Source organism: Chitinophaga sp. YR627 (assembly GCF_900114995.1).
Taxonomy (GTDB): Bacteria; Bacteroidota; Bacteroidia; order Chitinophagales; family Chitinophagaceae; genus Chitinophaga.
The window spans coordinates 243041-256495 of sequence record NZ_FOUX01000003.1; the positions used below are offsets into that span (position 1 = coordinate 243041).

Below are 13455 nucleotides of genomic sequence, written 5' to 3' on the forward strand. Positions count from 1 at the left end.
AATCTTTTTCAACTTTTTCATCAAAAAGAATTCACCAATAATAGAAAACGCTTATCCAGAGCGGTTTCCCGCGTATAAAAATTTACAAATTGTAAGTCCAGACGTGTCACAGGGAACTGTACGAACGATTTTACCTCCTTCACTGCATACCCTCTGGCGATTAAAGAATCTCTGTGTTCTGCCGTTGTAAAAACCAGTGATGGTCCTGCAGGGATCGTATCGTATCGCAGGAGGGGGGCGTCGAGATAATACTCCATCGCATAGGAGTTCACCCCATAAAAACCCACAGCTCCGCCTTTCAGTTCACTGTTGGCATAGAACGCGGCAGTGCTTCCACTTTGATACCGGAGCACATCCGGATAGAACAGTCCATTGAGAAAAATATTTAAAAGGAATCCTGCCAGGCAGGTGCGAAAGAATATAAGCGGCCTTTCTTTCAACGGAAACCATATAAAAACAGCCGTTCCTATCACGATAAGCCCAACGGCCCAAAAATGAATTTCAGGCCTGTAAAGCGCCCATATTGCGATAATAGCAACACCCATGATCCCCATCAGGATATACTGTGTGACACGGAAGACTTTTTCCTTCACATCGTCTACTATATACTTCGCCGTTAGGATGGCGAAGAAAGGGAAGATGATATTCAGATAGTGCGGTAACTGAAATTTCGATAAAGAGAATAGCAGGAAAGTCGACAGAGCAGCGCTAATGCAATAGTACTCGGGCGCTGATCTCCCTTTTCTGATAAAGTTGACGATGGCAACATACAGGAATATCGACCAGGGTAGGAATGCCCATAATACGGTATGCAGGAAGAAAGAAGGATCGCCATGCCCTTTGATTGGTCCGTTATTCATGAAACGTCCGAACTGACTGTCCCAGAAAAAGAAACGGATACCGGATACACCGGTCTGTCCGAAAACTACTTTCTCCGGATGTGCATCAAACTGCTGGTACAGGGCATACAATTCCGGTGTAATGAAGATACCGATCAGCAATGCGACGACCAGCCAGCGCCAGTGAAACAACTCCTTCCATTGCCGGGTAAAGGTATACTGACCGATAAAGGCAAAGCCTATGGGAACCAATGCAAAAGGCCCCTTTGTCATAACAGCAAAAGCCGCGAACAGCGCACCTGGAATCAACTGCCGTTTGTACAGATGATAGACACTGGCAATGATCAGTCCTGTCAGATAAGGCTCTGCCCGTACATCCGTACTGGATATGACCAGGTGCTCGGCCGACAGGAAAATACATACCGCCCAGAGGGCCACCTTTTCACTGTATACCAGCAGGTCTTTGGCAAACTTATAAGTATACATCACTCCCAGCATCAGAAATAAGAACGCGGGTAGTTTATAGGCAAAACTTGTAAATCCGAAAAGCAGATAGGAGAGGGCAGCCATCCAGAAAGGGAAATGCGGCTTATCCAGCCAGTCATGTCCGTCAGCTAAGAGGTTCAGGTAGTCATGATGCTGCACCATGTGTTTGGCAATACCCGCATAAAGGGCGCCATCGGGTTCCATAATAGTAACAGGAAGGCCGGTCATGTGCATGAATATCAGCAGACCGATCATCATCCGGCAGACTTGTTTCTCTGAGATAGAATAGACTGTCATGCGCAAAAATTACAGCACTGCTGGCACTTCCGCAAAACAGAGGGGGCTTTTAATAGAAAATTAACAGGCTTACCAGCCGAAAAGACTTGATTTCTCCAATCCGATATATAGTCCGTCTGACCGTTGTTCAAGGGGATAGGTCTTGAGATAAAACCCTTCTCCACTACTGTTATAGCCGTTTTTAACGTTAAAACGGTACCTGTGCAGGGGACAGACAACATTACCGGCATCATCCATAAAACCATCCGCCATAATGCCGCTCGCATGCGGACATTTGTAGGCGAAGGCAAAGATCTGCTCCTCATATCTGGTATAGCAGATCTTTTTACCCTGGACCTCCAGGACGCCAATCTCACCTTCTCTCGCGTACAGGTCTGATAAACGATGCCAGTTGTATTGCTTTGCCATGCTGGGAATTAATAGAAATATTCGCTCTTGTAAGGATAACGTACCCTGTACAGTTCCACTACCTTACTAAGGATAGTCGCCCGCAGTTCTTCGACGTTTTTGCGTTCTGTTGCAGAAATAAACACACAGTTACCCTGGGTTCTGGTCTGCCAGTTTTCCTTCAGCTGATTCAGGATGTCCTGTTTGATATCCTCTGTCAACCACTTGTCAAAGGTCTGCTCTTCATACAGGTCCATTTTGTTGAAGACCATGATAATAGGCTTATCGAAGGCCTTCAGTTCCTGCAAAGTGCGGTTTACCACCTCTACCTGATCCTCATATTGCGGATGGGAAATATCCACCACATGCAGCAGGATATCGCTTTCTCTCACCTCATCAAGGGTTGATTTGAAGCTTTCTACCAGATGGTGAGGGAGTTTACGGATAAACCCTACGGTATCGCTCAGCAAAAATGCAGTCTGGTCAAATACCACCTTCCGGGTAGTCGTATCCAGCGTCGCAAACAGCTTGTTTTCAGCAAACACCTCGCTTTTGCTCATCAGGTTCATGATGGTACTTTTACCCACGTTAGTATATCCCACCAGGGCTACACGGATGTATTCACCACGGTCCTTACGCTGAGTAAGCGACTGTTTATCGATCTCCGCCAGTCTTTTTCTGAGCAGGGCCACCTTTTCCTTGATGATACGACGGTCCGTTTCGATCTCCGTTTCACCCGGACCACGGCTACCGATACCACCTCCCTGTCTTTCCAGGTGACTCCACATACCTTTCAGACGTGGCAGGATATACTGGTACTGGGCCAGTTCTACCTGCACTTTCGCCTGAGCCGTACGGGCACGGCGGGCAAAAATGTCGAGAATAAGGTCACTACGGTCTATCACCTTCACATTCAGCACTTTCTCTATGTTCGCTATCTGAGAACCGGTCAGTTCATCGTCAAAAATGACCAGATTGATATTTCTTCCTGCAATGAAATCCCTGATCTCTTCCAGCTTACCCTTTCCTACAAAGGTCGCCCTATCGGGACGGGCCAGTTTCTGGGTGAACTTTTTTACAGTTATAGCACCAGCCGTCTCAGCGAGGAAAACCAACTCATCCAGATACTCCTGTACCTGACGGTCTGTCTGCTCCTTATGGATCACGCCCACAATAACGGCCCGCTCTTCCTGTTGTACAACTTGTTTCTTTTCAATCAAAGTATATAAAAATTTACTGCAAAGGTATGGAATTAGTCCATAGCACTATTTTCCCTACTTTTAGCGTCCAAACAGAATCTGAACATGCATAAATCACTTTTGTTAACATCACTTTTTATATCAACTATGGCAGTGGCCCAGCAGAAAATGACGCCCGAGCTGCTCTGGCAATTGGGCAGAGTAAGCGGCGAGGCGATTACGGCAGACGGAAAGACAGTTATCTACGGCGTATCCCGATACAATATCGCCGAAAACAAGAGCGATAAAGACCTCTTCGCCATCCCGCTGGCGGGAGGCTCTCCCACGCAGATCACGAAGGAACCAGGAGCAGAAGGAGAGGTGAGCGCGATCAGCGGACAAAAAATCGCCTATGTCTTCAAAGGACAACGCTGGGAAATGAATGCCGACGGTTCCGGCGCCACACAGATCACCAATGTAGAGGGTGGTCTGCAGAACATGCGTATCTCCCCCGATGGAAAACATATCCTGTTTTCCAAAGAAGTGAAACTGAAAAAGATCAGCGGCGGCGACCATTACCCCGACCTGCCAAAATCCAATGTGCAGATCTATGACAACCTGAACTACCGTCACTGGGACACCTGGGAAGACGGTAACTTCCAGCATATCTTCTTCGCCACCTACGAAAATGGCCAGGTTGGTACACCTGTCGATATCATGGAAGGCGAACTGTATGACAGCCCGCAGATGCCGTTCGGCGGAGCCGAAGACGTCATCTGGAGCCCGGACGGCAAAAGCATTCTCTACGTTACCAAGAAGAAATTTGGTAAAGAATATGCTACCAGCACCAATACCAATGTCTATGAATACAATCTCGACACCCGTGCAACCAAAAACCTGTCCGAAGGACTGGCTGGTTACAATGTAGCCCCTGCATTCAGTCCGGACGGTAAATACCTGGCCTGGCTGGGTATGGCAAAAGACGGTTTCGAAGCTGATAAAAATGATATCATCGTACTGAATCGCGCCACTGGCGTCCGTACCAATCTTACCAAAGACTGGGATGGTACCGTAGCCTCCATTTCCTGGAGCAAAGACAACAAACAATTATTCTTCCTCGCCGTGGTAAAAGGCACTGAGCAACTGCACGAGATCACCCTGCAGAAAGACCTGGCTGCTACCAACGCGAAACATATCCGCCAGGTAACAGATGGCGAATTTGATATCAGTGGTATCATCGGACAGTCAGGCAACACCCTTGTGGTAAGCCGCACTGACATGAACCACGCTGCCGAACTCTTCACCGTACAGCTGCCAAAGGGTACCCTGCAACCGCTGACCACTGTAAACAAAGAAGTTTACGATAAAACAGGCATGTGTAAAGTGGAAAAACGCTGGATCAAGACCACAGATAATAAAGACATGCTGGCCTGGGTGATCTTCCCGCCAGATTTCGATCCTGCAAAGAAATACCCAACCCTGTTATATTGCCAGGGTGGTCCGCAGTCAGCACTGTCCCAGTTCTATTCCTACCGCTGGAACTTCCAGCTGATGGCTTCCCAGGGATATATCGTTGTAGCCCCTAACCGTCGTGGTATGCCAGGTCATGGAGTAGAATGGAACGCTGCTATCAGTAAAGACTGGGGCGGACAACCTATCCGTGACTACCTGAGCGCCATTGACGCTGTAAGCCAGGAGCCTTATGTTGATAAAAACCGTCTCGGTGCCGTAGGCGCCAGCTATGGTGGTTATTCCGTTTACATGCTGGCGGGTGTACATAACAACCGGTTCAAATCATTCATTGCACATGACGGTCTGTTTGATCTGAAAAGCTGGTATGGCACAACTGAGGAACTCTGGTTTGCCAACTGGGATATCGGGGCTTACTGGGATCCGGCTAACGCGAAGGTCTATAAAGAATTCAACCCTAGTGAATACGCCAGCAAATGGAATACGCCTATCATGGTCATTCAAGGTGGTACCGACTTCCGTGTAGGCATCGAGCAGGGTTTACAGGCCTTCCAGCTGGCACAGCTGAAAGGCATCAAGAGCAAACTGCTCTATTTCCCTGAAGAAAATCACTGGGTGCTGAAAGCGCAGAACGCGCTGGTATGGCAACGTGAGTTCTTCCAGTGGCTGAAAGAAACACTTTAATCAATCAACCGCATTCGGCACCGGCAAGTGGTGCTGAATGCGGTCCGTTCAATTCATATATAAATTCCCCAACGTTATGTTCACCTCTCTCTTATTAGACATCCAGGATGGTGTTGCTACGATCACCCTCAACCGACCGGATGTTTACAACGCATTTAATGATCCACTGAGTTATGAATTGCAGGACGCCCTCAAACAGGCAGAGAAAGATCCTGCCGTCAGGGTAGTGGTGCTGACAGGTGCAGGTAAAGCATTCTGTAGCGGCCAGGACCTCAAAGCTGCCATGAATGGCGAAAAACGTAATCTCAGCGAATCCCTGCATAAACGCTATAATCCTATCATCAGGGCCATCCGTAATATGCCCAAACCCGTCATCTGCCAGTTAAACGGCGTAGCCGCAGGAGCAGGTTGCTCACTGGCGCTGGCCTGTGATATGATCATTGCCAGCGAAGCGGCATCCATGGTTGAGATCTTCATCAATATTGCACTGGTGCTGGATTCCGGCTCATCCTATTTCCTGCCACGCACGGTAGGCTATCACAAGGCATTTGAACTGGCTACCAAAGCCAGTAAAATGACAGCCCAGGAAGCCCTGCAGATGGGCTTTATCAACAAAGTGGTCCCTGCCGGTGAACTGGAAGCAGCCGTAAAAGCGGAGGCTGCATTCTATGCTAACGCACCAACGAAAGCAATCGCCCTGCTCAAAAAAATGCTGACAAAAGGGATGACGGAAAACCTGGACACAGTACTCGATTATGAAGCTTATTGCCAGGAAATAGCGGGTAATACGGCTGATAATACAGAAGGCGTACAGGCATTTCTGGAGAAACGTAAACCTGTATTTAAAGGCGTCTGAGAAGATAATACCTTATAAAAGCAGAAGGGGCTGTCCACTATGTAGCGGACAGCCCCTTTTTAATATTTTCAGCTCAGCTTATAAACCGCTCAGCATAAATCCGAAAGAATATGGATTTACATCGTAAGTACCATTGTCCTTAAATAAGGTGGTGATCGCATAAGTACCATATACCGCGAAGTTACCATAACCCACTCTCGCAGTACCTGTAAAGCGCCATGTATTGAACTGACGTTTGCTGGCTTCCTTCTCAATCAGCTTAGAGCCTGCAAGGTTCTCAACAGAACGGGTATGCGCATTGAGCAGGTTACCGATCTTCAGGCCTAAACCTACTTTAAAACCGTGATTAGCGTTCTCAGGCACCTGGCGATAACGCAGTTCCAATGGAATTTCCAGGTAAGTGGTCGCCAGTTTGAACTTGCTATATGCGTTCGTTCCCTGGAAATCAGGAGTAGCAGATGTATTTCTCAGATCCAGACTCTGGTCCTTCAACATATAGTGATCAGATCCTATTCCCAGACCTGCTGCAAGACTGAAATTAGTTTTCTGCATCGGGAAATCGTACATGAAAGCAATATTGAGCTGGCGGTTGAATCCAGTGTTAATATTGCTGGCTCCTGTTCCTGACAATCCAACATAACCTAACTGAATCACTAAGAAATCCTTGGAATGTGATGCTGCTCCCATGGCCTTATTAGCAACTGCATTCTTGGCATCCTGTGCAAAAACACCGAGAGAAGCCGCCATCAATCCGATCGAAAAGAATAATTTCTTCATGTTTAAGTATAAAGTCTTGAAAAAGAATATTAGGCAAATTTAATGGAATAGGAATAAAACCAAGGGTTAAAATATTTATAAAATATCCGGAAGATGCTGCCGTCAATTTTTCAGGCTTCCCGAATTGGAAGATAATACATATCTTTTCGGATAATATATTATACCCTATGGAAGAATATGATGACCTCCCTTATCAGCATTCGACGGGCTGTTCCCGATGTAATACGCCCGAATATGAGCCTGGCTATGCGTTCAGGTTATGCAAGGCATGCAGGAAGAAGCTATCCAGATACCCTGTTAAAAAAGAAATCGTTTGGGCGACAATAGGTGTAGGCGTTATACTGCTTGTAGCCATCTTTCGCCTTCCTGGCTATTTCCAGGCCGGTGTTGGATATATGAAAGGAAAAAAGCTGGTGGAAGAACATAAATACCTCAGCGCCGAAAAGTATTTTAAAGCCACGCTGAAGAAATTCCCTGACCATCTGGGAGCCATGATGCACCTCATCAAAGCCTCTTACCTTAATGACAATGAGGCTCAGGCGGATAGTCTCCTGGCCCTGGCGGGAGGGAAGGATATTCCAACTGATGACGAAGAGCTGCAAGCCATGCTCGAATTTATTAATGATCACATATCCCATTCCAGGATAGAAGATACCGCGCTGGCCCGAACACTGGCCGACCTTGAAGAAGATACGGCAGCCTATCTTGCAAAGCTCGATTCATATGTAGTCGCCGCGCCCTATGATCTTGCAGCTAAAACTGCGCTGGCCTATACGTATGAAGATCTTCAGCTTTATGAGAAGGCTGATAGCCTCTGCGCACAGGTTATTCACAATGCCCCCTTACTGAGACCCGCCTATTATGAGCGGCTCAGCGCTCTGAGGGATCTCAAAAAATATAAAGAAGGATTAAAGCTGGCAGAGGATCTGTTGTCCCAGAATACTGAATCCATTCAGGCCTTAATGACACTGACCTCTTTTCAGTTAAGACTCAATATGGACAAGCAGGCGCTGCTCACCATAAGACAAGCCGCTGCGCTTGCCCCGGAAGATAGTAGTGTGTTGTTTATGCTTGCTCTTGCATGTCATTATAACCGTCAGCAAGATGAATCGCATCGTATTCTGACTAAACTCAAAAACCGTCCTGACGCAGACACTGGTAGTATTGCGCTGTTGCATAGTTATATTACCGACAAAGTTTCCTACAAATAAATAATTCGAAAATGTTCATACCAGGCCCTTTTCTGGCACTCGTTACCTTTCCCGGCGTAATCGTACACGAATTTGCCCACCAGCTTTTCTGCCGAATATTTGGCGTGGCCATCTTTGAGGTAAAATATTTCCAGATGGCCAACCCGGTAGGGTACGTAAAACACGAACCTGTACGCAACCCGGTACATCAACTGCTGATCGGTACCGGTCCTTTTATCATCAATACCCTCATTGCCCTGCTGATTGCATTCCCGGCGGCTATTCCGGTTTTTATGTTCAACGAGGGTACCATCCTGGACTACCTGTTGCTTTATCTGGGCCTGTCAATTGGTATGCATGCATTTCCAAGTACAGGAGATGCCAATGTATTGTGGCAGACCTTATGGCATGGTGAACAGGTGCCCTTATGGCTTAAAATTATTACAGTGCCTATCGTTGGCCTGATCTATCTGGGCGCCATAGGCTCCTTCTTCTGGCTTGACCTGATCTACGGAATGGGTGTCGCCTTCGGACTTCCGGTCCTTATTGTTCAGTTTTGTGCATAAAAGCAGGAAGGCATCCGTGATCACGGATGCCTTCCTGCTTATTAACAATATGCTGTTTTAACTGAAAAGGTACAATACATCCTCTTTCGTCAGTTTCTTCACAAATCCGGAATCATCTGCGATGATCTCTTTTACCAGTGATTTCTTACGCTCCTGTAACTGCAGGATCTTTTCCTCAACGGTGTCCTTACAGATCATCCTGTAAGCGAAGATGTTCTTCGTCTGTCCAATACGGTGAGTACGGTCAATTGCCTGTTGCTCTACTGCCGGGTTCCACCATGGATCAACGATATATACATAGTCAGCCGCCGTCAGGTTAAGACCCACACCACCCGCTTTCAGGGAAATCAGGAACACCCTGCAATCATCATTCGTCTGGAAATTCTGAATTGCGCGTTCACGCTCTGTAGCGGAAGTACTACCATCAAAATACTCAAACGGCACTTTCATGTGTTGCAGCTTCTCACGGATCAGCCCCAGCATCCCCAGGAACTGAGAGAAGATCAACACTTTGTGATTACTGATATTCTCACTCATCTCACGGGTCAGCTCATGCAGCTTAACAGAATGGTTCGGATACTGTTCCGCCTCATTCAGGATAGCCGGAGAGTCACAGATCTGACGCAGCTTCATCAGACCCTGGAGGATCGTCAGCTGCGAACGTTCCATACCCTGGTCTTCAATAACACCCAGGATCTTGGAACGGTAAGAGTTGCGATATGCGTCATAGATATGCCGCTGCTCAGCATCCATTTCACAGAAGATCACCGTTTCGATCTTCTCAGGCAGTTCTTTTGCCACCTGCTCTTTCGTACGGCGCAGGATGAACGGATAGATCAGCTTACGCAGATGGTCCTTACGTTCTTCATCCTGAAACTTGTCTATCGGTGTAGCAAATTCATTACGGAAGAAGTCCACGCTACCCAGCATACCCGGGTTCAGGAAGTTCATCTGCGCATAGATATCAAATGTATTATTCTGCATCGGCGTACCACTCAATGCCAGTTTGTTCCTGGTATTCAGCAATTGGGCCGCTTTGGTTACTTTACTCTGCGGGTTCTTGATCGCCTGCGATTCATCCAGTACCACATAATCCAGATCCAGTTTCATCAGCGTCTGTACATCACTGCGCAGTGTACCATATGTGGTGATCAGGATATCAAATTTCATCAGTTCTTCCGCTGTTTTCAAACGGGTAGGACCGTGATGAATATGATAAGTCATACTCGGCGTAAACTTACGGATCTCATTTTCCCAGTTATAGATCAGCGTCGTAGGGCATACTACCAGTGCCAGACATTTATCATCGTGCTTATTCTTATAATGCTGGATGAATGTCAGCGCCTGAATGGTCTTACCAAGACCCATATCATCAGCCAGGATACCTCCCCACTTCACTTCATCGAGGTAGTTCAGCCACTGGAAACCGCTTTCCTGGTAAGGACGCAGTGTTGCATGCAGGTTATGCGGCAGCTGTATATTACGGATCTCGTCAAACTGAAGCAGTTTACGACGCTTCTGTTCCAGTTCCATCAATACTGCCTCATCATCAATGAACTCATACAGTTCATCGATCACGCTGAAGTTATACTTGCTCAGTTTCAGCGCACCTTTATCCTTTTCCTCACCGATCTTGAATAACAGAGAGTACTTCTTCAACCACTCCTCCGGCAGCAGCCCCAGTGAACCGTCCGCCAGTTGCACATAGTTCTGTTTACCTGCCAGCGCCTGCTTGATTTCCCTGATACTTACCTTCTGATCGCCATAAGTCACCTCGATCTGCGCATCAAACCAGTCAATGCCGGAACTGATCTGCAGATTGGTCACTGGTTTATGAGCGCTGAATTTGAAGTTTTTCAGGTTCTCAAAACCGAATACACGCACATTCATTTCCTTCAGCGTATCAAAGAAGAGGAAGAACCAGTTGTTCTTCAGCGCTTCTTTTGCCTTCAGATAGAAGTAGTTATTGGTATTAGGCTGGGAGAAGTTCGTATGCAGACCGCTCAGCTTTTCTACGAATTGCTGCTCAGCCTCCTTATTTCTGTGGATGATGAGGACCTTATTACCTTCCTGTACCGTGATCTTACCGTCGCCATTCCATTCCACTTCCTGGCCATGATAAGCAAATCCTGGTTGGATAATAAATGTCTCGCCTACCTCACGCAGGAATACCCTGCATTCCGGTAATATATCGTCTACTTCCGCCAGCAGCGAATTATCAAACTGTATCTGATACTGTTTGCTCAGCGGTAAGAGATAATCCTGCAGATAAGTGCTCCACTGATCGGCAGGAATACGGATTTTCCCGCTCTCGCGGAATAATTCGATATGCAGTGCATCCTGTGGATTTTCGAAAAGGTATAAGACCTTGTTCTTCAGGAACAGGATAGAGCTATCCCACTCATTTTCAGAAACATTCACCAGTTCTCCTTCAATCTCCAGATGACAGGTCACCTCAATCGCATCATTCAGCGTATGTGTTTTAAACACAGGCTGTAATCTGTCTCCGGCCAGGTGGATCTGCTGAAGATTTTTAGTCTTGAACTGCTGTCTGTTAGGCAGGAGGAATAACAAGCCATGCGCAGCCATCTGCGGAAACAGTTTCGCCAGTTTCGGATGCAGGTATTCCAGCATCAGTTCTTTGGTTTCTGTTGGCAGATCGGATTCGTTATGGTCATGGGTGATATTCTCCCAGATACCCGCAAAAGGGGAGTTCTTACTAAGGAATTTGCTAACCTCCATGCCCTGTACCTTACGCACAGGCGTGATCAGGTCACGATCAGCTTCTTTATATAGGTAGAAGTCAACATACTTGGTCAGATCCAGTTTATTGACTAATGATACAAATTCACGTTGTTCGTCATTTATTTCACCACTTACCAGGTCGATCCGGAAGAACGGATATAATGGTTCGTTCGCGTTGAAAACCACACCAATACGCTGGGTAATGGTATTCGTTTCTTCTGTTGGCGGGGGAGGCGCTGCGGCAGCTGCCTGTCTGCTGGTTGCCACACCATCCACTCTTTTGATAGCGGGATCCAATACACGCAGATAGGGTTTACCTTCCATGTAAGTGAAAGTAAATTTCCCTTCCAGGTTATCATCCAGCGAGTACCCGTACAAGGCAAGCAGTTTATTCTTTTCCTTGTCCCAGTTACGCAGGGTATCGAAATAGTATGGACCGTGATTATTTAAAAGATGCAGGAACAGGGCGGTCTTGTGTTTACAGATGGCATGCTCTGTTTCATCACAGTTACAGGCGGTATCGAAGAAGCGTTCTTCATTCCGCTGTATGATCATGGGATATTCCTGCCCTTCATATTTCAGTGTGGCTTCGACCTTTTCATCCTTGGCGGATGCGATCTTAACCGCTTTAGCCGGTTTGGCCATTTTCTCTGCTTCTGCAAATATTTCATTGGAAGTCAGGAGTTTAAGCGATTTCAGATCAATAAACTTCATCTTTACCAGCGTATGTTGCTGGTTATATTGTGTATCGTAGCTTTCGAAGTGATTTTTGTCCAGCATTTCCTGCAACTGGAACATTGCTGCGGCTTCATGCCGGCAGATGTCTCCCAGGTTGTAGGGACATTGACAACGGACGGACATATTGCTCGTCTCGTGATACTTGCTGATTGAAACGCGATAATAATTCGCATGGGTATCGCTCTTTACCCGGAACGTGGCTGATTTCAAAACCGGATCAGCTTCTAACAACTCCACACCACCAGTCGCAAAGATGCGCTTCCCCCTACGGATCACCTCATCGGTTCCGTTATTATAAACGTATTTTAGCAACTGGGGCAGCGACATAGTTTCTCAAATTGCCCGGTTTATTTATCAGCCTGGGTTAAACGCTAAAATATTTAGCAGCTGATGAAAAGGCAATTCACAAAAGTACGCAGAAAAATTCTAAAAAGCTACAGCTTGAGTAGTGTCTACACTACATCGCATCACTTCCAGAAACAAACACTTTATGAAAAGAAATTATCTTGCGGCTATTCCGCAGCTACAAGCTCTCCATTTCGGTAAATAGGCAGCACATTGGCGCCATCCGGGGTCAGACAGTACCGGATATCTTTCTCCAGACCGAATTTTGCGAGACGTTTGTAGTGGGATGCCTGCTTCATTACTTCGTGGATATTGTCTTTTGAAGTAATGTATAATGCCTCTGCCGCGACAGCAGAGTCACAATCCACCGTGAAATGATCTTTGATACGGTTAACCACCGCTCCGGCAAACAAGGTATCTTCCATATTAACGCGGTCTTTCCAGGCAGCGCAACCAAGAATGACAGGTTTGCCCTGTGCGATCAGGTAATCACAAACGGCAGATATGTTCGGGAAGGAACCGGTGATGATCGCTATGGCGTCTTTGGCCATATGCAACAGCTTGGTACCATTTGTAGTGGTCAGTACCAGTGTTTTATCCTGTATAAATTCTCTGGGGTATTCAAAAGGAGAGTTTCCATGCAACAGACCTTCCGCTATCTTTCCGTCTCTTTCTCCGGCAGTAATGGCATTCTCGCCCAGCTGTTCGCCGATGCTGACACATTCCGGTACGGTGGCTACTGGTATTACACGGCTGGCGCCATTGTATAATACAGTACAAATCGTAGACGTAGCTCTCAATACGTCAATGATCACCACAATACTATTCTTCACATCATACAAATGCAATAAAGCCGGTGATAAACACACTTCCAGTCCTGGTTTCTGCTCTCCCATT

Annotated in this window: 10 protein-coding genes; 4 read left to right on the forward strand and 6 right to left on the reverse strand. The window is 46.8% G+C overall.

Translation table 11 applies throughout. The features are described from left to right. Positions 1–20 precede the first annotated feature (20 nt). The 3 genes from BMZ72_RS16400 to hflX form a co-directional block, all read right to left on the reverse strand. Positions 21–1622, reverse strand: coding sequence for an ArnT family glycosyltransferase (locus BMZ72_RS16400; RefSeq protein WP_255373218.1), 1602 nt, complete (start codon positions 1620–1622; stop codon positions 21–23). Between the two features lie 69 nt (positions 1623–1691). Then, entirely contained in the window at positions 1692–2030 is a 339-nt protein-coding gene (locus BMZ72_RS16405) for a Rieske (2Fe-2S) protein (protein WP_089810204.1), read from the reverse strand. 8 nt (positions 2031–2038) lie between these two features. Further along, positions 2039–3229, reverse strand: coding sequence for a GTPase HflX (gene hflX, locus BMZ72_RS16410; RefSeq protein ID WP_089810206.1), 1191 nt, complete (start codon positions 3227–3229; stop codon positions 2039–2041). An 84-nt stretch (positions 3230–3313) separates the two neighbouring features. Between hflX and BMZ72_RS16415 the strand changes: the two genes are divergently transcribed. Beyond that, entirely contained in the window at positions 3314–5341 is a 2028-nt protein-coding gene (locus BMZ72_RS16415) for a S9 family peptidase (protein WP_089810209.1), read from the forward strand. 76 nt (positions 5342–5417) lie between these two features. After that, the gene (locus BMZ72_RS16420) at positions 5418–6197 is read left to right on the forward strand and encodes an enoyl-CoA hydratase-related protein (RefSeq protein ID WP_089810211.1); all 780 of its coding nucleotides are present in this window, start codon (positions 5418–5420) and stop codon (positions 6195–6197) included. 78 nt (positions 6198–6275) lie between these two features. Here the strand turns inward: BMZ72_RS16420 and BMZ72_RS16425 are convergent, their stop codons facing one another. After that, a complete protein-coding gene (locus BMZ72_RS16425) occupies positions 6276–6974 on the reverse strand; it encodes an outer membrane beta-barrel protein (RefSeq protein ID WP_089810213.1) in 699 nt (232 codons plus the stop codon). Positions 6975–7141: 167 nt separating this feature from the next. On the opposite strand from BMZ72_RS16425, the gene BMZ72_RS16430 reads away from it, so the two are divergent. Together BMZ72_RS16430 and BMZ72_RS16435 are read left to right on the forward strand one after the other, a co-directional pair. Then, positions 7142–8185 carry a tetratricopeptide repeat protein gene (locus BMZ72_RS16430; RefSeq protein ID WP_089810215.1) on the forward strand — a complete coding sequence of 348 codons (1044 nt, stop codon included), beginning with the start codon at positions 7142–7144 and terminating at the stop codon, positions 8183–8185. A gap of 11 nt (positions 8186–8196) precedes the next feature. Then, entirely contained in the window at positions 8197–8730 is a 534-nt protein-coding gene (locus BMZ72_RS16435; RefSeq protein ID WP_089810217.1) for a metalloprotease family protein, read from the forward strand. Positions 8731–8787: 57 nt separating this feature from the next. Here BMZ72_RS16435 and BMZ72_RS16440 read toward each other — a convergent pair whose 3' ends face one another. Next, positions 8788–12540, reverse strand: coding sequence for a DEAD/DEAH box helicase (locus tag BMZ72_RS16440; RefSeq protein WP_089810219.1), 3753 nt, complete (start codon positions 12538–12540; stop codon positions 8788–8790). A 185-nt stretch (positions 12541–12725) separates the two neighbouring features. Then, complete coding sequence (locus BMZ72_RS16445; protein ID WP_089810221.1) at positions 12726–13454, reverse strand: 2-phosphosulfolactate phosphatase; 729 nt, start codon at positions 13452–13454, stop codon at positions 12726–12728. Position 13455 lies beyond the last annotated feature (1 nt).